Below are 21,271 nucleotides of genomic sequence, written 5' to 3'. Positions count from 1 at the left end.
CCGATGTGATGGACGATGCAACAAAGCAGCACAGGCCCTCTCCGCTGGCGGAGTTTGTGGCCGCCGTGATTTTCCTGACCCGCCTGCCCATCCGCTGGCGCGGCCCCTGGCCGCCGGATCTGGATCGCCGGGCCCTGGCCTGGTTCCCCATTGTCGGCGCCCTGATCGGCGCTGTCGGCGGGCTGCTTTACTGGGGGCTGACGCTGGCGGGGCTGACGGCACCGTTGGCCGCCTTGGTGACGGTGGCCGGCCTGTCGCTGCTGACCGGGGCGCTGCATGAAGATGGGCTGGCCGATGTGGCGGATGGGTTCGGCGGCGGGCGCGACCCAGCTGCCAAACTGTCGATCATGAAGGACAGCCGTGTCGGCACCTATGGCGCGCTGGCGCTGATCCTGGCGGCACTGGCCCGCATCGGGGCGCTGGCCACCCTGGCCGATCCGCGTCTGGTGGCGCTGGCCCTGATCGGGGCGCATGGTTTCTCCCGCGCACTGCTGCCGGCCATGAAGCTCTGGCTGCCCGATGCCCGCGCACAAGGGCTGTCCGCCAGCCAGGGCCGGCCGGACCGGGCGCGCGCCGTCATTGCGGTCGTCATCGGCTTTTCCTTTGCCGGCACCACGCTGGGCAAGCTGGGGCTGCAATCCGGGATGATCGGGCTGGATATCATGGCCTTGTCCGCCTTGACGGTGATCGGGCTGGGCTGGCTGGCCCGCCGGCAGATTGGCGGGGTGACGGGCGATGTGCTGGGGGCCGCCCAGCAACTGGCGGAAATCGCCTTTCTGCTGGGCATTGTCGCCGCCCGCAGCCCATGAACACGATGATCACCACCCGCTGGTGGTGGGTGCGCCATGCCCCCATCGCCGCCGCCCCCGGCACCATCGCCGGACAGGCGGATTTGCCGGCCGACCTGTCGGACAGCACCGCGCTTGCCACCCTGACCCGGCGCCTGCCGGCCGGTGCGGTGTGGATCGCCACCCCGCTGGCCCGCACCCAGGCCACGGCACAGGCCTTGGGTGCCACGGAACTGCGGCTGGAGCCAGATTTCAGCGAACAGCATTTCGGCACCTGGCAAGGCCGCACCCATGCGGCGGTGTGGGAGGAGGAGCAAGCAGCGGCGGAGCGCTTCTGGGCCGACCCCGCCCATGCCGCCCCACCGGCGGGGGAGAGCTTTGCCAGCCTGTGTGCCCGTGTGGCCGCCGCCGTGTCACGCCAGAGCCAGACCCTGGCCGGGCGGGATATCATCGCCGTGGCCCATGCCGGCCCCATCCGCGCCGCCATCGGCCAGGCCCTGGGCATCACACCGGTGCATTTATTGCCCCTGGCCGTGGATTGCCTGCATCTGACGCGCGTTGATCATATGGCGATGGCGGGCCAGCCGGACGCCTGGCGCCTTGGCGCTGTCAATATTCCGCCCTGTTGAGGCCCATCTGATCATTCAGGCTGTTATTCTTCTGTCGTCAGGCTGGCCGCACCTTGTTCAACCGTGTTACCTGACAGACATCCAGAGATTTCGAAAAGACAGGCGACGTGAAGACAGGAGTGGGTTCGATGAAGCGTTTCGCGATGGCCCTGGCGGGTCTGGTACTGGCGATTTCTGCGCTGGTGCGCCCGGCCTATGCCTTGACCGAGCCTGAATTGATGGTGGAGCGGGCGCGGGTGACGGCGCTGACCCTGCTGACCGACCCGGAATATAGCGACCTGAAGAATCTGGTCGGCCGCGCCCGCGCCGTGCTGATCCTGCCCAATGTCATCCAGGCCGGTTTCTTCATCGGTGGCGGCGGCGGTACGGGCGTCATGGTGGCGCGCGGCGATGATGGCGCCTGGAGCGGCCCGGCTTTCTATACCCTGGCAGAGGCCAGCTTCGGCCTGCAATTCGGTGGTCAGGCCTCGGAAATGATCGTCGTCATCATGACCCAGAAGGGCCTGGACGCGGTGATCGACCGCAAGGTGAAGCTGGGGGCCGACGCCAATGTCGCCATCGGGGAGTTGGGCACCGGCGTCGGCGCCTCCTACGGCGTCGGCCTGTCGTCGGACATCTATGTCTATTCCAAGACCAGCGGCCTGTTCGGCGGCATGGCGCTGGAAGGCTCCGTCATCGCGCCGCGCAGCGAGTTCAACGACAAGTTCTATGGCCAGCCGACCGACCCGCGCGCCATCCTGGTCGACCGGCATTTCTATCGGCCCGAGGCCCAGGCCCTGGCCAGCGCCCTGACCCCGGCGCAGTAAGGATCACGGCCCGGCCGTTTTCTCAGGCGGTCGGGCCCAGCTTTTGCTCGATGCGGTGCAGGCTATCGCGGATTTCCAGCAGCACCTGCAGGCTGTCTGCTGGCGCCGATGGGGCCACGTCAGGCACCGTTTCGCCCCGGCAGGCCGCATCCCGCAGGCGCAGCACCTTTTCCTGAAAGGTCCGGGCATCGCGCAGGCCCAGCAGCTTGACGCCACCGCCCAGCGCCCCGGCCTCACTGCTGCCACCCGCCGTTTCCAGCGTCAGCCGGGTCAGGCCCAGCATGTTCAACACCGGCCCCCGCAGCAGGGACATGTCCTGGATCTTGTCCAGCGGCACGGCACTTTCCCGCTGAAACAGGATGCCGTGCTGAAAATAAAGCCGCCGGCTGGTCACATGGCAGCGGATGGTCGGGTAATAGTGCCTGGCCCACCACCAGGCCGCCGCCAACGTCAGTGGCAAGAGCACCAGCCCGACCACGGTCACGCACAGCAGGAAACTGGCCTGCAAAAACAGATATAGCCGCAGCTTGGGATCAAACTGCGCCACCAGCAGCGGCACATCCTGTTCCCGCACCTCAACCGCCTGTTCAGCCATGGGTTTTCCCCTTGTTGCCAATGGGGGACAGGATGCACGCAAGCCAGCGCATCCGCCAGCGCCGGCTGATACTCGTTTGCCTCAAACGCTGGCGCCAACATCCGTTGGCTTGGCTTCACGCGGCATGGGCCGCGCGGCGGCAGTCGCCGCCGTGCCGGGTTACGATGCGTTCCACCCATCGTAACCCGGCTCACAACAGGCTCAACTGGTCCCCTGGTGCCGGCGGCACCTGGAAGCGGCTGCAATCCATCTCCCAGCGCCGGCCGCTCAGGCCCAGCCGTTTGGCCGCCGCCAGGAAGCGGGCGCGCAGCAGCGCGGCATAGGGGCCGGTTCCCTTCATGCGGCTGGCAAAATCCGCCTGATAGAGCGCCCCGTCGCGCGACTGGCGCACCAGCGACAGCACCCGGTCGGCCCGATCCGGATAATGCTGGCGCAACCATTCTTCAAACAGCGGGCCGATTTCCAGCGGCAGGCGCAGGAAAATATAGCTGGCACCGCTTGCCCCCGCCCCGGCCGCCGCTTCCAGAATCGCCTCCAGCTCATGATCATTCAGCGCCGGGATCATCGGGCTGGCCAGCACGGTGACCGGCACCCCCGCCGCTACCAGTTCGTGCACCGCCGCCAGACGGCGGGTGGGTGTGCTGGCGCGGGGTTCCATATGGCGGGCCAGATCGCGGTTCAGCGTGGTGATGGAGATTGCCACCCGCGCCAACCCCTGGGCCGCCATCGGCGCCAGAATATCCAGATCGCGCAGCACCAGCGCCGACTTGGTGATGATACCGACCGGCTGGTTGAAATCGCGGCAGACCGCCAGCACCGAGCGGGTGATCTGCTCACTGCGTTCAATCGGCTGATAGGGGTCGGTATTGGCACCGATGGCCAGCGGCCGGCAGACATAGTTCTTGGCCCGCAATTCCCGCGTCAGCAGGGCGGCGGCATCGCGCTTGGCGAACAGCATCGTCTCAAAATCCAGCCCCGGCGACAGGCCCAGATAGGCATGGGTGGGGCGGGCGAAACAATAAACACAGCCATGCTCACAGCCCCGGAACGGGTTCAGCGACTGGTCGAACGGCACATCGGGTGACTGGTTGGTGCTGATCACCGTGCGCGCCCTGTCCGGCAGGATGCGGGTACGGGGGCCGACGGTCTCCGCCTCACCCTCCCCCCAGCCATCATCCACCGGCACCCGGCGTTCACGTTCAAAACGCGAGCTTTCATTGCTGATGGCAGCCCGCCCCTTGACCGCCCGCCAGGCCAGTTCATCCATCACGCCGCCCCAGATGAGAACAATGCATGAACATATCATCTATGAATGACAAGGCAAGCAGCCATTCAAAAGCATATTTATATGAGAAATGAATTGCCGAGCGATGCGGCAAAAGCTAAGAATCCCGGCAGAGGAAACAGCACCCAAAGCGGTGCAACACCACCATGCAGAACGGAAAGCGCCATGAAGATCGCCCGCATTGAACTGTTCCAGGTGCCGCCCCGGTGGCTGTTCGTGCGGGTGGAGACCGATGACGGTCTGGTCGGCTGGGGTGAAGCCAGCCTGGAAGGCCATGCGGAAGCCGTGGAAGGTGCCTTCGAATCGCTGCGTGACCGGTTCATTGGCGCCGATGCCGCCCGGATTGAGGATGTCTGGCAGACCGCCTATCGCCTGGGCTTTTACCGGGGCGGCCCGGTGCTGATGTCGGCCCTGTCCGGGCTGGATCAGGCGCTGTGGGATATCAAGGGCAAGGCGCTGAACACGCCGGTCTGGCAGATGCTGGGCGGCATGGTGCGCGACAAGATCGAATGCTATGCCTGGATCGGCGGCGACCGCCCGGATGAGGTGGCGGAAGCCGCCCGCCTGCGCCGCGACCAGGGCTTCCGCGCCGTGAAGATGAATGCCACGGCAGAACTGAACTGGCTGGCCACCAGCCGCGACATTGACGGGGTGCTGGCCCGCGCGTCCGCCGTGCAGGCCCAGGGGCTGGATGTCGGGCTGGATTTCCATGGCCGGGTGCATAAGCCGATGGCCAAGCAGCTGGCCGCCGCCCTGGAGCCGTTGCGCCCGCTGTTCATCGAAGAACCGCTTTTGTCGGAGAATATCGAGGGGCTGGCCCAGCTGGCGGGCCTGACCACCCTGCCCATCGCGCTGGGCGAACGGCTTTACAGCCGCTGGGATTTCAAGCCCTTCCTGACCCAGGGCATTGTCGACATCATCCAGCCCGACCTGTCCCATGCCGGCGGCATTTCAGAGGTGAAGCGCATCGCCACCATGGCGGAAGCCTATGATGTGGCCCTGGCCCCGCATTGCCCGTTGGGGCCGATCGCCTTTGCCTCCTGTCTGGCGCTGGCCGTCTCCACCCCCAATTTCATCATCGAGGAAATGTCGCTGGGCATCCATTACAATACCGGCGGCTATGACCTGCTGACCTACCTGCGCGACCCGTCGATCTTTGCCTTGACCGACGGCTTCGTCGCCGCCCCCACCGGCCCCGGTCTGGGGGTGGAGATCAATGAGGAACTGGTGCGCGAAATGGCCCGCACCCCGCACCGCTGGCGCAACCCGGCTTGGCGCCTGCCCGATGGCAGCCTGGCGGAGTGGTGAGGTTGTTGCTGTTCTGAACATCCCATCCCGTCATCCTGGCTTGTGCCAGGATGACGGGATGTAGAGTAACATTGAAAAATTCAATGAATAACGAAAAACATATCAATTTCACAAAATAACACCTCCCCCCTATGTTGCGGCGCAGCGGGTCGTTCCCGGCCCTTTGTGCTGTGTGGGAGATGTTGAAATGGACGTGTTGCTGTCCGCCCCGATCCTGTTTTTCATTCTGGGTGCCGCCATCGCGCTGGCCGGTGCCCGAATCCCGTTCCCGGAAGGGTTCGGCAAGGCGCTGGCAGCATATCTGCTGGTCGCCATCGGCCTGAAGGGCGGGGTGGCCCTGTCCGGGGCGGCGATGGGGGAGGTGCTGCCGCTGCTGATCACGGCGGCCTTGCTCAGCTTCACCATGCCGGTGCTGGGTTTCGCCCTGCTGCGCGGGCCGGTGGGTCTGGATCGCACCAATGCCGCGGCGATTGCCGCGCATTATGGCTCCGTCAGTCTGGTCACCTTTGTCACCGCCACCAAGCTGCTGGAAGCGCAGGGGGTGACGTTCGGTGGGCATATGGTGGCGGCACTGGCCATCATGGAAGGGCCGGCCATCATTTCTGGCCTGCTGCTGGCGGGCATGGCCGGCGGCGCGGTTGCGGCGGCGGGCAGTAATGGCCAGGGCGGCACCGTCACCCTTTCCATCGGCGGTGGCAATGGCGGCGGCAGCCGGCTGGGGGCTGCCGTGCGGGAGGCGGCGCTGAACGGTTCGGTGCTGCTGCTGGCCGGCTCCTTGCTGGTGGGGTTGGTGATCGGCAAGCCGGGGCTGGACAAGCTGGCCGGCCTGTTCGTGGCCCCCTGGGATGGCGCGCTCAGCCTGTTCCTGCTGGAAATGGGTTTCCTGGCGGCCAGCCGGCTGCGGCAGGCCGCCTCCCTCAGCCCCCGGTTGATTGCCTTCGGCTTCATCATGCCGCTGCTGGGGGCGGCCATCGGGATGGCGGCGTCGCTGTCGCTGGGGCTGGAACTGGGGGATACGGTGCTGCTGGTCACGCTCTGCGCCTCGGCCTCCTACATCGCGGTGCCGGCGGCGCTGCGCCATGCCCTGCCGGATGCCGATCCGGGCCTCTCGCTGCCGCTTTCGCTGGCTATTACCTTCCCCTTCAATATCCTGGTCGGCATCCCCCTCTATCTTGCGCTGAGCCGCGCCATCCTGGGCTGACCTGATGCCGACACCCCTGCCGCCGTTCGATCTGGATTTGCTGCGCACCCTGGTGACGATTGCCGAAAGCGGCGGCGTCACCCGGGCTGCCGAACGGCTGGGCCGCACCCAGTCCACCATCAGCCTGCAGGTGAAGCGGCTGGAAGACGGGCTGGGCAAGCGGCTGTTCCAGCGTGACGGGCGGGGTTTCGCCCTGACCGGGGACGGGGAGGTGCTGCTGGCCTATGCCCGCCGCCTGCTGGGGCTGGCGGGGGAGGCGTGTGCGGTGCTGATGGAACCGGATGTCGGCGGTGTGGTCCGCCTGGGTACGCCGGAGGATTTCGCCACAGCACACCTGCCCGATGTGCTGTGGCGATTCGCCCGCGCCCATCCGCAGGTGGCGCTGGAAGTGCGCTGCGACTTTACCGCCAACCTGCTGGATGGCTTCGCCCAGGGTGATTACGATCTGGTGCTGTGCAAGCGGGAACCGCGCGGGGCCGGTGACGGGGTGCGGGTCTGGCGGGAACCGTTGGTCTGGGCGGCATCCGCCCGGCTGCTGCTGCAACCGGGCCAGCCGGTGCCGCTGGTGCTGGCCCCCGCGCCCGACATTTACCGCCGCCGCGCGCTGGAAGCGCTGGACCGCGCCGGGATGCCCTGGCGCATCACCTATACCAGCCCCAGCCTGAACGGCATCCAAGCGGCCGTCAGTGCCGGGTTGGGCGTCACCATCCTGTCGCGCGACCTGCTGGCCGCCGGTTTTCAGGTGGTGGAAAACATGCCCGATCTGGCGGATATGGAGATCGCCCTGCACCGTCGGCCGGGGGCGGTATCCAAAGCGGTGGACCTGCTGGCTGAACATATTGTCCGCTCCCTGGAGGGTGGACGCGTCATTCAGGGTTGAACAGGCCGACATTTCGACGCACATCAGGGTATGGCTCTTGCTGTTTCCCTGGGAGAAGAGATGCGTTCCGTCGCCTTGGTTGCCCTCCGTCGCCGCCTGCTGTCCGCCGCCACGGTCATGGCTCTGGCGGTCCTGCCTGCCCTGGCGGCCATCTCCGTCAGCCCGGAAGTGGGCACGCCCCTGAAGGCGGCCGGGGAGGCGCTGGCCAAGAAGCGCTATGATCAGGCAGTGAAAGAGGTGGAGAAGGCGGCTGCCGTCAAATCCATCACCCCGGATGAGAAATGGGCGGTGGAGCAGATGCGCGCCGCCATCTACAAGGCGCAGGGCCAGTTCGACAAGGCGGCCATCGCCTTTGAGGCAGCGATCAAGCTGGTGCCTTTGCCGCCCGACCAGCAGGCGGGGGCGCTGGAGACCCTCTCCCAGCTCTGGTACCGCCATGGCGATTACGCCAAATCGGCGGCCTTTGGGGAAAAGGCCCTGGCGGCGGGGGCGCGCAGCGACGGTTTCCGCCAGATGCTGGCGGAGGCCTATTACCGCAGCAAGAATTTCGCCAAATCATCCAAGCTGGCCCAGGCCATGGTGACGGAGGCGCAGGCCGCCGGGCGCAAGCCCGATGCCCATATGCTGCAGCTCCTGGCTGCCTCTGAGTTCGGCACCGGCAATACCGACGGCTATATCAAGACCCTGCGCCAGCAACTGGCGGCGCAAAGCAGCCGGGACAATTGGCAGCGCCTGTTCGATGCCATGGAAAAGCAGAAACCCATCCCCGATCGGCTGGACATGGACTGGATTCGCCTGAAACTGGCGGCCGATGCCTATGAGAACCCCGATTCATATACGGAGGCGGCACAACGCGCCGCCGCAGAAGGGACACCGGGTGAGGCCGTGACCATTCTGGACAAGGGCTGGCAAAGCGGGCTGCTGGGCCAGCCGGGGCCGAAGCTGGAGCGGCAGGAACGGCTGCGCGCCTATGTCCGCGAACAGGCCGATGCCCAGAAGAAGGCAATTGATGAACAGCAGCGCCAGGCCATCGCCGCCAAGGATGCCAATGCCCTGGCCAAGGTGGGCATGGCCCGCGCCATGCTGGGGCAGCTTGATCAGGGTATCGACCTGTTGCAGCAAGCCCTGAAGGGCAAGCCCCGCCTGCCGGCCCGCACCCGCCTGTGGTTGGGTATGCTTTACTACAAGGCCGGCCAGCCCAAGCTGGCCGAACAGACCCTGGCAGCCATTCCAGCCGACAGCGACGAGGCTCGGTTGAGCACGCTGTGGCCCCTGTTAGCCCAAGGTAAAAGGTGAGGCGTCGATACAGGCAATAGGGGAATTGCCGAATAGAAAACCCCTCTATAAGATTATGCGGTTCCTGGGGCAGAACCCCGGGGCTGCAGGGGGGGGACATCTTGCGTTTCACATTCAAGGCTGCCTTGGTGCTTGTGGTGGGCTTGTCGGTTTGGTCGCTGCCGGGCTGGGCGCAGCCGGCACCCGCCCCGGCAGCGGTGGAAATTTTCGCCAATCCGGCCAGCCTGCGCGTGATCAGCCTGTCGCCAAATGGTGAATATGTCGCCTATCTCGCCCCGTTGAAGGGGCGGCAGCATCTGGCGATACAGAAAACCCACCCGGCCCCTGGCGAGCGTCCCGCCGTATTCGCCCCGCCGGATGAGGCGGAAATCATCCAGATTGACTGGGTGAATGAGGAACGGCTGATCCTGTCCGCCATGGCGACACAGAAGGTGCCGACCGGCATGGGTGTCATGCCCATCCGGTTCCAGCGCCTGATCGCCATCAACCGCGACGGGTCCAACGCCAAGCTTCTGTTGAAACGGGGTGCGGAGACGGGGGGATATTATCTGACCGCTACCCCCATCCTGCAATTCATTGACCGGGAGCATGTGCTGGCCCTGTTTCCCACCAGCGGCCAGCCGGAACCCGATGTGGTGCGGCTGGACGTCTATACCGGTCAATATAGCCGCGTGCGTCGCGCCTTGCCTAATCTCAGCGAATATCTGCCTGATCCGACGGGCGAGGTGCGCATCGCCAGCACCTATAACGACCGTACCGGCGTGATGACCTATATGCTGCGTGACAGCGCGGATGAGTCCTACCGGCCGATGAAGCGGGCGGACATTATCCGCCATGGCATTTTTGATGTGCTGGGCTTCTCCCGCGATGGGAAGCAGCTCTATATCGCCACCAACACGAAAGACAGCGACCGTTCAGGCATCCATACCTATGACCTGGACAAGGAAAAACTGGGGCCGCGTCTGCTGGAGGATGCGAAATATTCGATCGGCGGGGCGGTGATGAAGCAGGGGGCCGTGGTTGCCTTCCAATGGACCGATGACCTGCCGCAGCGCCGTTGGCTGGACCCGGTGACCCAGGATATGCAGGAAAAGCTGGACAAGGTGGTGCCCAATAGCCGCGAGGTGATCATCGATGTCAGCGATGATGGCAAGGTGGCGCTGGTCGCCAGCTATTCCCTGACGGAACCCACGGTCTATCGGTTGTTCTTCCGCGACAGTAAGAAGTTTGAGTTTTTTGGCGATAGTTACCCCGGTCTGCCGACAGACGCTGTGGCCGCCCGCCGCCCGGTAACCTTCAAGGCGCGGGATGGACAGGAGATTCCCGCCTATCTCACCCTGCCGGTCGGGCGGGGGGAAAAGAACCTGCCCTTCATCGTCATGCCCCATGGCGGTCCCCAGAGCCGCGATGATGGGGAATTTGACGTGCTGTCGCAGTTCCTGGCCAACCGTGGCTATGCTGTGATCCAGCCCAATTTCCGTGGCTCCACCGGCATGGGGGGCGAGTTCCTGGAGGCGGGATATCGCCAATGGGGCGGGCTGATGCAGGATGATGTCACCGATGCCGCACAATGGGCCGTGGCCCAGGGCTATGCCGACCCCGCCCGCATGTGCATCCTGGGCTGGAGCTATGGCGGCTATGCCGCGCTGATGGGTGCGGTGAAGACGCCGGACCTGTTCAAATGCGCCGTGGCCACCGCACCGGTCGCCAATATGGAGCGGCTCTATAATGATCTGCGCAAAGTGCGGACCAAGAACTATAACCGCGACCGCATCTTTGGGGAGGCCGATGGATTTGATCCCAGCAATTCCCCGGTGCATCGGGCGGCTGAGATCAAGGTGCCGGTTCTGCTGATCCATGGCGACCGGGATGTGCAGGCCGATGTCGGCCATAGCCGGGACATGGAAAAGGCACTGCTGAAGGCTGGAAAGGCCGTGGAGTATATTGAAATCAAGGAAATGGACCATTACCCGATGAACCGGGAGGATATGGTCCGGATCATGACCGCCTGGGAACGGTTCCTGAAGGCGCAGATCGGGAATTGATTTTTTCGGGCAGCCTGTCGGATCGCGGCAGCCTCACCCGTCCTTGGGATTGTTGGCAGAAAAACAATCCCAAGGACGGAGGAAACCCATGCCCTATGTTGATGGCTTCATCGTCGCGGTGCCCAAGGACCGGTTGGACGATTACAAGGCCCTGGCCAGTACCGCCGCCGAGGTCTGGACCGACCATGGCGCGCTCTCCTATCTGGAGGCGGTGGCCGATGATGTGCCCTATGGCGAACTCACCTCCTTCCCCCGCGCTGTGATGGCAAAGGAGGAAGAGGTGGTGGTGTTCGCCTGGATCACCTATCCGTCGCGTCAGGCGCGGGACGAGATCAACGCCAAGGTGATGGCCGACCCGCGCCTGAACTGTGATCCCGCCAGTCTGCCCTTTGATGGCAAACGCATGATCTATGGCGGGTTTGAAAGTATCGTGGTGCGCTGAATCCCGCCGGGCTTGCGACGGCGGCGGCGTTTCAGCCCCAGCCGTCGCAGGCCCATCCAACTGCCGGTGGCGCAAAGCAGGCTGACGGCAGCCAGGGCCGGGATGACCAGCAGATCCCACAGGGGACGCGCCCGCATCCAGGCGAAATCCAACCGGTGCAGCCCATCCTGCCACCAGCGGAACTGCCGGGCCGGGGCATCAAAGGCCCGCAGCAAGGCACCGGAACCGGCATCAATATAAAGCCGCGTTGCCTCCGCATCCGCCAGGATGGCCCGCCAGACCGGCAGGGTGACAATGCCCTTATGCGCGTAATAATAATCGTCCGGTTCGCTCAGCAGGGTCAGTTCCGCAATGCGGGTGCTGCTGGTGGTGATGGCATCGCTGATGTCTGCTTCCGTCAGGGGGGCGGGCCGTCCCCCCGCATCGAAGCGCTGGATCAGACCATCCCGCGTCACCGCCGTCAGGTGCAGCCGTCCGCCCAGCGGCACCGCCTCCAGCATCACCGTATCGGGGGGCAGGGCCAGACCGGGGGCCAGCGCCAGGGCATGGGCGGCATCAACCCCCGTCAGCGTGCCGGCCAGCCGGCCCCGCCACTGGCCACCGGCTTCGCTGTCCAGCAGCCCCCAGGGGTTCATGGAGAGCAGGCCCGATGCCACCCAGGAAAGGGTGAGCAGCCCGGCCACCAGCCCGCTGACATGGTGCCAGCGCCACAGGCCGCGATAGGGGATGGACAGGCTGCCATCCCGCCGCCGCAGCCGCACCAGCCCGATGATGATCCCGGCCAGGGTGAGGAAACAGCCGGCCAGCGACAGCCAGATCACCACCTGCGTCCACAGCACCGGCTGCTGGCGTAGCAAGGTGGGGTAGAGCCAGTGCGGCACCGCCCCCAGCCAGCCCCAGAACCGTTCCCAGCGGGTTGTCTGCTGCACCCGTTCCCCGCTGGCCCCGGCGACATAGAGCACGCTGCCGGCGGCATCATTGAAGGGCACCTTGTAGAGCGGCTGGTGGCGCCGGGCATTCTGCACCGTCCATTGGTCCGCCTCGATCAGCTCGGCGGCCTCTGCCCTGCCGGCAATGCCGCTGCGCCGGGCGGCATCATTGGCCAGTGTCACCACCTGTTCTGCCGTCAGCGCGGCCACCGACTGGCCGGTCACGGCGTCCAGCAGCAGGGGTGTTGCCCGCATCTGTTCCCCTGGCCGGGGGCCGCGCCCGCCGACGGGTTGCAGGCGCAGCACCGGCCGGTCGCCCAGCATTTCCAGGCGGAAGCCGGCCAATGGGGTTTCCGCCGGCAGGCTGGCGGACAGGTCGGCCAGCGGCTGGCTCAGGTCCAGGGGGGCAAGGCCCAGCCGACGTTCCTCCGCCGTCAGCCGTGGATAATCGACATACATCATGACAAAGCCGGACAGGCACCAGACCAGCATGACCAGGCCCAGGCCCACGCCCAACCAGCGATGGGCCCAGACGGTGGCGCGCAGCACCGCCGCCCGCCAATGGGCGGGCGGCGGGCGACGCTTGTGCACAAGGCTGGCCGGCATCAGAAATGGACGCCGTAATTGACATGCAGGGTGCGCGGCACCCCGCGATAACCATAAAGGAAGCGCCCGCCGGCATCGGCCGCCGCACTGCCCAGCCGGGTGGAGTATTCTTCATCAAACAGGTTTTCCAGCCGTACCCCCAGCCGGTGCCGCCGCTCACTGTCCAGGAACAGATGGGCCCCCAGATCGGTGACGACATGGTTGCCGTAATTACGCCGACCAAAGCCGCTGACTGTCTGCCAGCTATCCCCGGTCCAGCTTACCGCCAGATCGGCACCGAAAAGCCGGTCGACCGGTTGATAGGAGATACCGGCCTTGGCGAAATCCGTCGGGATGCGGTCGCGTTGCTGGTCGGACCCCTGGTTGCGGGAGCGGGTATGGGTATAGCTGGCATCCAGCCGCCAATCCGTATCCGGCTGCCAGCCGACCTGGAACTCCCCGCCGCGCACCTGCACCTTGCGGTCTTCATTGATGTAAATCCCGTCCGGGAAGGCGGGGTTGCTGTAGCTGTCGGTGATCAGGTTATTGATGCGGCGGGCAAAGCCGGTCACCTGCCAGGTGATCCGGCCCGCCGTTTCCAGCGCACCGCCCAGCGACAGGTTAGCGGACAGGCTGCGCTCGGGGGCCAGCTTCGGGTTACCGCGTGCGCAGCAGGGATCAACCGCGAATAATTGTTCAGCACTGGGCAACAGGAAGGAGGTGCCGCCCACCCCCTCCAGATAAAGCGCCTCGCTGAAATCATAGCGGCCGCTGACATTCCACACCGTGCTGTCGGCGGCATCGGTGTGGTTATAGCGGACGCCGGCCGCCAGCTTCAGATCGCTGGAGAGATCATCATTGCTGCGGATTTGCAGGATGCCGGCATGAACCTGTTCGGTTTTGCCAGCGATCAGCAGTACATCATCGCGGCCATGGAAATTCTGGAAATCATAGCCCAGCAGGTAATCCACGCCGCGATGCAGGGCCAGTTTCAGCACCCCGTTCACCCCGTAATCCCGATAGCCCCAATAGGTGCCGGGCGGGTTGATCACCACTGGCGGGCCGCCGGTCAGGCTGTTCTGGATATTGGCGTATTTCGTATCCCAATCATGGAAATAGCCTTTCAGGAAGAACTGGGCGATGCCGGTCGGCGTGTAATCCAGCCGCAGGCTGGCAATCTCCTCGTCCCGGTCATTGTAATTCAGCAAGGTGCGGGCCGGGGTGGCGAAATCCACCTTGGCGTCGGTATGCTGATAGGACAGTTCCAGCGACAGGTCTTCGGCCAGTTCCGTGCCATATTTCAGCCCGGCGGAGCGGACATCAAAGCCGCGGTCGCGCTGGGTGGCGCTGGGCTGCATCACCGTATAGGGGCGATAGCCCTCCGCCTTTTCCTTGGTGGCGTAAAGCACCAGCTTATGCGCATCAATGCGGCCCCGGACATAGCCATCCAGATGATAGGTGCCGCGCGTGTCAAAGCCGATATTGGCCTGCCCGTCCGGCGTGTCGCTGAAGCCGCGCGTCACCACATTGATGGCGCCGGCGGCGGCCTGGGTGCCGAAGAACAGGCTTTGCCCGCCCTTCAGCACCTCGATCCGTTCCACCATGCTGGCCGGCAGCGTGTCGGCCGGCGTGGTGGTGCCGTAAAGCCGGTTATTGATGCGCACCCCATCCACCAGCCACAGCACATCCTGGGTGCGCGACCCCTGCAGCGAGATATCGAGATAGGAGAAGGGGCCGGAATGCGGCATCAGGTAAAGGCCGGGGGTCAGCATCTGCAGGGCCTGGGAAACATCGCGGAAGCCCCCTTCCTTGATCTGCCGTTCGCCGATGATTTCAAGATCACTGCCATAGGCGGCCAGTTCCTGGGGCAGCGTTTCCTCCAGCGAACGGCCGGTGACGATGATTTCCTCGGTCGGCGCCATCTCCACGGTGGCAGCGGCGGGCAGGGTGGTGAGACCGGCCAGGGCCATCAGGGCCAGCCGGGATACCTGGTTATTTGTCATTGGTTCCCCACAATGCATGAGCGCGATCATTCAGTTGCCGTAACATTCGCTCCCGTCCGCGGGAGTTAATTACTGTTCCGAAACTGTTACAGATCGCGTTCCCGGCACTGTTTCGCCGCGCGGGTCCAAGCCCCGACGACAGCCCCGTCTGGCGACACTGCAACAGGGCAGGGGGCATCTCGCCGGCAGGCGAACAGGCGCGCGCCAGCGGTCGGACGCGCCTGTTGCCAGGCACCCGTCGGCACGTTCCGATGCGGCCCCCGCCGCTCGGTCGTCGCTCAAGACGAGAGTGAACCCGTGCCCCGGCCAACCCCTGAGCCAAAGCAGAGAGCGACACAGCGCCGGTCGGTCTCCTGGCTCGCGGGTCATCGCCTGACAGACACCTTCCCAGGCATGGCCCCTTTCAGGGGGTGCCCAGTGGCTGCGGGGTTGCGGCCCCGCCCGTCTGTCACGCTCGCCGCTTACAGTTACAGGGATAGCCGCAGATTTGGGTCAGATGACCCGCACTGTGTTCCCGGTACCGGCGTGTTGATGGTTGGTGGCATGAAAGGTTAAGCGCCACCGGCTTTAGGCATAACCGAATCAAAACGGGCCGGCAACGGCAGATTATGCCGCGCCGGCCCGTGATGGCGTGAGCCAAGGCGGATCGCGATCAAGCCGCCTGATCGGCCAAGCCTTCCGGCGTGAAGGGGCGCAGGTTGGCCAGGAACTGGCGGGCACAGGCCTGCCAGGAGAAGGTCAGCGCATGGTCGCGACACAGCGCGGGATCAATTTCCAGCGCCTTCAGGCAGGCGCGGCGCAGATCCGTATCCAGCACACCGGCCGGATGGCTGCCGATCACATCCAGCGGGCCGGGCACGGGGAAGGCCGCCACCGGCAGGCCGCTGGCCAGCGCCTCCAGCAGCACCAGCCCGAACGTGTCGGTGCGCGAGGGGAAGACGAAGGCATCGGCGGCGGCATAATGCCGGGCCAGCTCCTCACCATGCTTGGCGCCGACAAAGATGACGCCGGGATATTTGGCCTGCAGCTCCGCCCGCTGCGGCCCGTCGCCCACCACCACCTTGGAACCGGGCAGGTCCAGCGACAGGAACGCCTCAATATTCTTTTCCACCGCCACCCGGCCGACCGAGATGAAGACGGGGCGGGGCAGATGGTCGAACAGGCTCTTGTCGCGCGGGCGGAACAGCTCGGTATCCACCCCGCGCGACCATCGGCGAATATTGGTGAAGCCGCGCTGCACCAGATCAGCCTCAATGCTGGCGGTGGCCACCATCACCGAATGGGCTGGCGAATGGAACCGCCGCACAAAGGCATAGGAAAGGCGCAGCGGCACTGGCGCGCGATCCCGCACATATTCCGGGAAACGGGTGTGATAGGCGGTGGTAAAGGGCAGGCCGCGTTTCAGGCAGTAACGCCGGGCGGCGAAGCCCAGCGGCCCTTCGGTGGCGATATGGATGGCGTCGGGCTGGGCCGCCTCAATCATCTGCCGCACCCGCCGGCCGGGGGCCAGGGCGAGGCGGATTTCCGGATATGTCGGCATGGGGATGGTGCGGAACCGGTCGGGGGAGATCACCTCCACCCGATGGCCCAGCCGTTCCAGTTCGGCCCGCGTCGTCGTCAGGGTGCGCACGACGCCGTTGACCTGCGGATGCCAGGCATCCGTGACGATCAACAGCTTCACGCTGCCGCCTTCATCGCCGTGCGGGAGGCGACAATATCCGCCCAGCGCAGGATTTCCAGCCGCCCGTCCATGTGTTCCACCAGTGCGGTACATGATTCGACCCAGTCCCCATCATTCACATAGAGAACACCGTCCATGTCGCGCATTTCGGCATGGTGGATATGGCCGCAGATGACGCCATCCACCTGCCGCCGCCGCGCTTCGTCGGTCAGCGCGGTTTCGTAATCGCCAATGAATTCGACGGCCTTTTTGGTCTTGTGCTTCAGATAGGCTGACAGCGACCAGTAGGGGAAACCCAGCTTGCGGCGAACCTTGTTCACTGCCGTGTTCAGCCACAGCAGGAAGGTGTAGGCACTGTCGCCGACAAAGGCCAACCACTTGGCATAGCGCACCACGGCGTCGAACTGGTCGCCATGGATCACCAGATAGCGCTTGCCGTCGGCGGCCTCGTGGATGGTGTCTTCCAGGATGGTGACGCCGCCGAACTGCAGCCCGACAAATTCCCGGAAAGCCTCATCATGGTTGCCGGGCACCAGGATCACCTGGGTGCCCTTGCGGGCGCGGCGCAGCACCTTCTGCACCACGTCATTATGCGCCTGTGGCCAGTACCAGCTTTTCTTCAGCCGCCAGCCATCGACGATATCGCCGACCAGATAGAGACGATCCGACTCGGTATGTTTCAGGAAATCCAGCAGCATTTCCGCCTGGCACCCGCGGGTGCCCAGGTGAATGTCGGAAAGCCAGATCGTCCGGTAACGCTTGACGTCTTCGTCGCCCAGCATGACTGCCCCCATGGCCGGTCAACCCCAATCCCCCACCCCGATAAACCGTCTCATCCACATATTGTTATTGTCATGGCTTAAGACTATCTATCGACAGCTTGCTGGTTCTATATCGGCACTCCGGGCGATTGACCACCATATGAGCGGTGAAGAACCTCATGTTATTCAAATCTTCTTCGGACAGTCATGATGAATACATGATCCATTCATCCGATCGTCATAATGGGGCGGCTTTGCCTGTTTCTGCGCCAGGACGTCGATTGTTGGTCATCTTCAATCCCACGGCGGGGCGACGGCGGCCGGGCTATCTGGACCGTGCCCTGGCCGCTGCGCGGGGGGCGGGGGCGGGAATCGAGCTGTCGGCGACGACGGCCGCCGGCGATGCGGAGCGCATGGCGGCGGCGGCCGTGCGCTCCGGTGGTTTTGACGTCATTGTGGCGGCGGGTGGTGATGGCACCATCAACGAGGTGATCAACGGTATGGTTGGGGCGGCGCTGGTGGCCGGACTGTCCTTACCGGCCCTGGGGATTGTGCCGCTGGGCACGGCCAATGTGCTGGCGCATGAACTGGGCATGGCGGCCGAGGCGGGGATGGTGGGGCGCTGGCTGGCCACCGCGTCGGCCCGGCCCATCCGGTTGGGCCGGGCCAATGGCCGGCTGTTCGTGCAGATGGCCGGGGTGGGCATGGATGCGCGTGTGGTGGCCGGTATCGATCCGGTGGTGAAGCGCCGGCTGGGCAAGGGCGCCTATGCGCTGGGCTCCCTGCGGGAGATCATGGCCGGCCCCCGCTGTGATTATCGGGTGCGGGCCACCGGCCCGGATGGGGCGGTGACGGCCCTGGAAGGGGCCAGCGCCATCATCTGCAACGGGCATTATTATGGCGGCACCTTCGTGCTGGCCCCAGACGCACGGCTGGATGCCACCAGTTTTCAACTGGTGCTGTTCCAGCGGCCGGGGCGGCTGGCGGCTTTGTCCTATGCGTCTGCCATGGTACTGGGGCTGATCCCGAAGCGTCGGGATGTCAGCATCCTGCCTGTTACCGCCGTGGAGATCGACGGGCCGGCGGGGGAGCCGGTGCAGGGTGATGGCGATGTCATCGCCCGGCTGCCCCTGCGGATTGAACGCTTGCCGATTCCCTTGAACGTGCTGTCACCGGACACAGTATAAAGTGGGGCAAGGCAGTTAACTGGCGGCGGCGTCGCGGCGGCGCGGCTGGTCCCAGACGGCCAGACATTCCTCGGCCGTTGCCCCAACCCCGATCGGGTGCCAGCCGCGCCGATCATTGAAGCTCAGGCGGTAGGTACCGCTGCGATCCCGTTCAAACTTGAAGACTGGCCGTTCGGCATCGGGAAAGCTGACAAGGAAACTGTCATTGTCGCGGCTGCTGACCCGGCGGTGCGGCTGCCACAATCCCCGGCGCACCTTGTCCTCGGCCAACCGGGACCAGCAGGCAACATCATCGGGGGTGAAACGGGTAACCGGGAAGGGGATGACGAGACACATGGCCGGGCACCTTGGACGAAGGAATGAGGGCGGCCATAATCTGGCCTTTGTTCTGTCCAAACTGGCGCGCAACCGGTTAACGGGAACTTTACGGAGAAGCCCGCAAGATCAACGCCTTCGTATAGGTTGGCCACGGATGGGCCCACCCTATACCAATGGCATTATCATCTCGCACCTGCGCAAGGCGCCCTTGCACCTTCGTCGGATCGCCCGCCCCAAACGCCGCAGATCGGCGTTTTTTGGCGGTTCGCGGCGCAAAACCGCATAGCCCAAATCCAGCCGGACCAGTTGCGTAGGGGCTGGGGCTGTGTTACATGCACGCTCGCTCAACGTCGGAAGGTCCTCTTCCGGCAAGGTGGCTTATTGCTAACATCCTGAAATTATTCAGGGTCCACGGACACAACCGGGGTTACCAGGTGGCAACCGAAGGGACTGGCGTATCCGAACTCGCCTCTCGCTATGCGAGCGCCTTGTTCGATCTCGCGGACGAGCAGCAGGCTCTGGACCAGACGGCCCAGGATCTCTCGCTCGTCAAGGCTCTGCTCGCTGAAAGCGCGGATCTCCGCCGCTTGATCGGCAGCCCGCTGCTCGCCCGTGGCGATCAGGAACGCGCCATGGAGGCGGTTCTGGCCGCCGCTGGCGTGGGTGAGCTTGTGCGCAAATTCATTGGCTTGGTGGCGCGCAGCCGCCGGCTGGCGGCGTTGCCGGGCATGATGGACGGTTTTCTGGCCGAACTTGCCCGTCGTCGCGGTGAATCCACGGCACGCGTGACGGTTGCCCGTCCGCTGAGCGACGAACAATGGGCGGCTCTGGCTGCGGCGATCGATCCGAGCGCCAGTGGCAAGATCAAGCTCGACGTCTGGATCGATCCGTCGCTGATTGGCGGGATGGTCGTCAAAATCGGTTCCCGCATGGTTGACAGTTCCGTGCGCACCAAGCTGAACAAGCTGAAACTCGCCATGAAAGGGGTTGGATAATGGAAATCCGCGCCGCTGAGATTTCCGCGATCCTGAAGCAGCAGATCGCGAACTTCGGCAACGAGGCCGATGTCGCCGAAGTTGGCCAGGTGCTGTCCATTGGCGACGGCGTCGCGCGTGTCCATGGTCTGGACAATGTGCAGGCCGGCGAGATGGTCGAATTCCCGGGCGGGGTGAAGGGCATGGCCCTGAACCTTGAGGCTGACAATGTCGGCGTCGTGATTTTCGGTTCCGACCGTCAGATCAAGGAAGGCGACATCGTCAAGCGCACCGGCGCCATCGTGGAAGTCCCCGTCGGCCGTGGCCTGCTGGGCCGCGTGGTTGACGGTCTGGGCAACCCGATCGATGGCAAGGGTCCGCTGACCGACGTGGTGCGCACCCGCGTGGAAGTGAAGGCCCCCGGCATCATTCCGCGCAAGTCCGTGCATGAGCCGATGCAGACTGGCCTGAAGGCCATTGACGCCCTGGTGCCGGTTGGCCGTGGCCAGCGTGAGCTGATCATCGGTGACCGCCAGACCGGCAAGACCGCCATTGCGCTGGATACCTTCATCAATCAGAAGGCGATCAACAAGGGCGACGACGAGAGCAAGAAGCTGTACTGCATCTATGTTGCGGTCGGCCAGAAGCGCTCCACCGTCGCGCAGATCGTCAAGACCCTGGAAGAAAACGGCGCGCTGGAATATTCCATCGTCGTCGCCGCCACCGCTTCCGAGCCGGCGCCGCTGCAGTTCCTGGCCCCCTATACGGGTGCGGCCATGGGCGAATTCTTCCGCGACAACGGGATGCACGCGCTGATCGTTTATGACGATCTGTCCAAGCAGGCCGTTGCTTACCGTCAGATGTCGCTGCTGCTGCGCCGTCCGCCGGGCCGCGAAGCTTACCCCGGCGACGTGTTCTATCTGCACTCCCGTCTGCTGGAACGTGCGGCCAAGCTGAACGATGAGAATGGCGGCGGCTCCTTGACCGCTCTGCCGGTCATCGAAACCCAGGCCGGTGACGTGTCGGCCTACATCCCGACCAACGTGATTTCCATCACCGACGGTCAGATCTTCCTGGAAACCGGTCTGTTCTATCGCGGTATCCGCCCGGCCATCAACGTGGGTCTGTCTGTGTCCCGCGTCGGTTCCGCCGCGCAGATCAAGGCGATGAAGCAGGTTGCCGGCACCATCAAGCTGGAACTGGCCCAGTATCGTGAAATGGCTGCCTTCGCGCAGTTCGCTTCCGATCTGGACGCCTCCACCCAGCGTCTGCTCAACCGCGGTGCGCGCCTGACCGAGCTGCTGAAGCAGCCGCAGTTCAGCCCGCTGCCGGTGGAAGAGCAGGTGGTGTCGATCTTCGCCGGCGTGAAGGGCTACCTGGACAAGGTGAAGACCGAGGATGTGAACCGCTTCGAGGCCCGCTTCCTGGACGAGGTCCGCGCCAAGGGTGCCGACATCCTGGACGCGATCCGCACCGAGAAGGCGATCTCCAAGGGGACTGAGGAAAAGCTGAAGGCTTTCCTCGAAAACTTCTCCAAGGTTTTTGCCTGATCCAACAG

19 protein-coding genes and 1 riboswitch are annotated in these 21,271 nt (G+C 64.8%); of the genes, 12 read left to right on the top strand and 7 right to left on the bottom strand.

What is annotated here, in order from left to right:
* Nucleotides 1–8 precede the first annotated feature (8 nt).
* The 3 genes from cobS (at nucleotide 9) to PCJ49_RS07695 (ending at nucleotide 2,223) form a co-directional block, all read left to right on the top strand.
* Nucleotides 9–809, top strand: coding sequence for an adenosylcobinamide-GDP ribazoletransferase (gene cobS, locus PCJ49_RS07705; protein ID WP_269910411.1), 801 nt, complete (start codon nucleotides 9–11; stop codon nucleotides 807–809).
* Nucleotides 806–1,417, top strand: a complete 612-nt coding sequence (locus PCJ49_RS07700; protein ID WP_269910410.1) for a histidine phosphatase family protein — start codon at nucleotides 806–808, stop codon at nucleotides 1,415–1,417. The genes cobS and PCJ49_RS07700 overlap by 4 nt, the downstream gene beginning before the upstream one ends.
* Nucleotides 1,418–1,545: 128 nt before the next feature.
* Nucleotides 1,546–2,223 carry a lipid-binding SYLF domain-containing protein gene (locus PCJ49_RS07695; RefSeq protein ID WP_089287424.1) on the top strand — a complete coding sequence of 226 codons (678 nt, stop codon included), beginning with the start codon at nucleotides 1,546–1,548 and terminating at the stop codon, nucleotides 2,221–2,223.
* A 22-nt stretch (nucleotides 2,224–2,245) separates the two neighbouring features.
* On the opposite strand, the gene PCJ49_RS07690 is transcribed toward PCJ49_RS07695, so the two are convergent.
* Both PCJ49_RS07690 and PCJ49_RS07685 read right to left on the bottom strand, forming a co-directional pair.
* Nucleotides 2,246–2,818 carry a PH domain-containing protein gene (locus PCJ49_RS07690; protein WP_269910409.1) on the bottom strand — a complete coding sequence of 191 codons (573 nt, stop codon included), beginning with the start codon at nucleotides 2,816–2,818 and terminating at the stop codon, nucleotides 2,246–2,248.
* Nucleotides 2,819–3,008: 190 nt separating this feature from the next.
* The gene (locus PCJ49_RS07685) at nucleotides 3,009–4,085 is read right to left on the bottom strand and encodes a PA0069 family radical SAM protein (RefSeq protein WP_269910408.1); all 1,077 of its coding nucleotides are present in this window, start codon (nucleotides 4,083–4,085) and stop codon (nucleotides 3,009–3,011) included.
* 183 nt (nucleotides 4,086–4,268) lie between these two features.
* Here PCJ49_RS07685 and dgoD point away from each other — a divergent pair, with 183 nt between their 5' ends.
* From dgoD to PCJ49_RS07655, 6 genes are all read left to right on the top strand, one after another.
* A complete protein-coding gene (gene dgoD, locus PCJ49_RS07680) occupies nucleotides 4,269–5,411 on the top strand; it encodes a galactonate dehydratase (RefSeq protein ID WP_269910407.1) in 1,143 nt (380 codons plus the stop codon).
* 187 nt (nucleotides 5,412–5,598) lie between these two features.
* Complete coding sequence (locus PCJ49_RS07675; RefSeq protein WP_269910406.1) at nucleotides 5,599–6,612, top strand: sodium-dependent bicarbonate transport family permease; 1,014 nt, start codon at nucleotides 5,599–5,601, stop codon at nucleotides 6,610–6,612.
* Between the two features lie 4 nt (nucleotides 6,613–6,616).
* Nucleotides 6,617–7,492, top strand: coding sequence for a LysR substrate-binding domain-containing protein (locus PCJ49_RS07670; RefSeq protein WP_089286364.1), 876 nt, complete (start codon nucleotides 6,617–6,619; stop codon nucleotides 7,490–7,492).
* A 60-nt stretch (nucleotides 7,493–7,552) separates the two neighbouring features.
* Nucleotides 7,553–8,788, top strand: a complete 1,236-nt coding sequence (locus PCJ49_RS07665; RefSeq protein WP_269910405.1) for a tetratricopeptide repeat protein — start codon at nucleotides 7,553–7,555, stop codon at nucleotides 8,786–8,788.
* 101 nt (nucleotides 8,789–8,889) lie between these two features.
* Nucleotides 8,890–10,833, top strand: a complete 1,944-nt coding sequence (locus PCJ49_RS07660) for a S9 family peptidase (RefSeq protein ID WP_269910404.1) — start codon at nucleotides 8,890–8,892, stop codon at nucleotides 10,831–10,833.
* An 88-nt stretch (nucleotides 10,834–10,921) separates the two neighbouring features.
* On the top strand, nucleotides 10,922–11,275 hold the full coding sequence (locus PCJ49_RS07655; protein ID WP_269910403.1) for a DUF1428 family protein: 354 nt from the start codon (nucleotides 10,922–10,924) through the stop codon (nucleotides 11,273–11,275).
* Here PCJ49_RS07655 and PCJ49_RS07650 read toward each other — a convergent pair.
* The 4 genes from PCJ49_RS07650 to PCJ49_RS07635 form a co-directional block, all read right to left on the bottom strand.
* Nucleotides 11,242–12,810, bottom strand: a complete 1,569-nt coding sequence (locus PCJ49_RS07650) for a PepSY domain-containing protein (RefSeq protein WP_269910402.1) — start codon at nucleotides 12,808–12,810, stop codon at nucleotides 11,242–11,244. The two genes, PCJ49_RS07655 and PCJ49_RS07650, sit on opposite strands and share 34 nt — an antisense overlap.
* The gene (locus tag PCJ49_RS07645) at nucleotides 12,810–14,792 is read right to left on the bottom strand and encodes a TonB-dependent receptor (protein WP_269910401.1); all 1,983 of its coding nucleotides are present in this window, start codon (nucleotides 14,790–14,792) and stop codon (nucleotides 12,810–12,812) included. The genes PCJ49_RS07650 and PCJ49_RS07645 overlap by 1 nt, the downstream gene beginning before the upstream one ends.
* A 325-nt stretch (nucleotides 14,793–15,117) precedes the next feature.
* A riboswitch (cobalamin riboswitch) is annotated at nucleotides 15,118–15,373 on the bottom strand.
* 71 nt (nucleotides 15,374–15,444) lie between these two features.
* Nucleotides 15,445–16,473 (bottom strand): glycosyltransferase family 1 protein, encoded by a 1,029-nt coding sequence (locus PCJ49_RS07640; protein ID WP_269910400.1) that lies wholly within the window; start codon nucleotides 16,471–16,473, stop codon nucleotides 15,445–15,447.
* Entirely contained in the window at nucleotides 16,470–17,255 is a 786-nt protein-coding gene (locus tag PCJ49_RS07635) for a UDP-2,3-diacylglucosamine diphosphatase (RefSeq protein WP_089286369.1), read from the bottom strand. The genes PCJ49_RS07640 and PCJ49_RS07635 overlap by 4 nt, the downstream gene beginning before the upstream one ends.
* A 263-nt stretch (nucleotides 17,256–17,518) precedes the next feature.
* Here PCJ49_RS07635 and PCJ49_RS07630 point away from each other — a divergent pair, with 263 nt between their 5' ends.
* Nucleotides 17,519–18,421 (top strand): YegS/Rv2252/BmrU family lipid kinase, encoded by a 903-nt coding sequence (locus PCJ49_RS07630; protein WP_269910399.1) that lies wholly within the window; start codon nucleotides 17,519–17,521, stop codon nucleotides 18,419–18,421.
* A gap of 15 nt (nucleotides 18,422–18,436) precedes the next feature.
* Here the strand turns inward: PCJ49_RS07630 and PCJ49_RS07625 are convergent, their stop codons facing one another.
* On the bottom strand, nucleotides 18,437–18,757 hold the full coding sequence (locus PCJ49_RS07625; RefSeq protein ID WP_089286371.1) for a hypothetical protein: 321 nt from the start codon (nucleotides 18,755–18,757) through the stop codon (nucleotides 18,437–18,439).
* Nucleotides 18,758–19,173: 416 nt separating this feature from the next.
* Here PCJ49_RS07625 and PCJ49_RS07620 point away from each other — a divergent pair, with 416 nt between their 5' ends.
* Nucleotides 19,174–19,734, top strand: coding sequence for a F0F1 ATP synthase subunit delta (locus PCJ49_RS07620; RefSeq protein ID WP_089286372.1), 561 nt, complete (start codon nucleotides 19,174–19,176; stop codon nucleotides 19,732–19,734).
* Nucleotides 19,734–21,263, top strand: a complete 1,530-nt coding sequence (atpA, locus tag PCJ49_RS07615) for a F0F1 ATP synthase subunit alpha (protein WP_089286373.1) — start codon at nucleotides 19,734–19,736, stop codon at nucleotides 21,261–21,263. The genes PCJ49_RS07620 and atpA overlap by 1 nt, the downstream gene beginning before the upstream one ends.
* Nucleotides 21,264–21,271: the final 8 nt, after the last annotated feature.

The organism is Niveispirillum sp. BGYR6 (assembly GCF_027568365.1).
Lineage (GTDB): Bacteria > Pseudomonadota > Alphaproteobacteria > Azospirillales > Azospirillaceae > Niveispirillum.
The sequence above is the reverse complement of the archived record's forward strand: the minus strand, read 5'-3'. Positions and strand labels throughout refer to the sequence as shown.